Origin of the sequence: Pseudomonas sp. SIMBA_041 (assembly GCF_046535095.1) — a bacterium.
Taxonomy (GTDB): Bacteria; Pseudomonadota; Gammaproteobacteria; order Pseudomonadales; family Pseudomonadaceae; genus Aquipseudomonas; species Aquipseudomonas mucoides.
The window spans coordinates 1-279 of sequence record NZ_JAWRXJ010000200.1 but is presented as its reverse complement, the minus strand read 5'-3'; the positions used below and the strand labels follow the sequence as shown (position 1 = coordinate 279).

General features: G+C 58.8%; 1 protein-coding gene. It reads right to left on the bottom strand.

Annotation, left to right across the window (positions count from 1 at the left end; translation table 11 throughout):
* Positions 1-255, bottom strand: a 255-nt coding sequence (locus SB725_RS30840; protein ID WP_410923170.1) for a hypothetical protein, incomplete at its 3' end; no start/stop codon positions are given.
* Between the last annotated feature and the right edge of the window lie 24 nt (positions 256-279).

Here is a 279-nt window from a genome sequence, read left to right as displayed (position 1 = left end):
CAGGTCGTTGCGGGCAGCCTGCAGCTGGGCGAACTCCTCGTTGCTGGAGTTGGTCTTCAGACGTTCCATGGTGTCCAGCGGAATGCCGACGGGCAGCGAGACGAACACGTCGTCCTTGCCCTCTTCGGGCTTGGCCGTGCCTTCAGCGACGAAGCCGATGTTCAGCCAGAACTGCGCCTTCGGTGCCTCGGTGCCGACGTTCTTCTTGCCGTTGTTGCCCTTGTTGCCAAACTGGAGTTCGAAATCGATTGCCATGATGAGTGTCCTCAAAGATAAGTC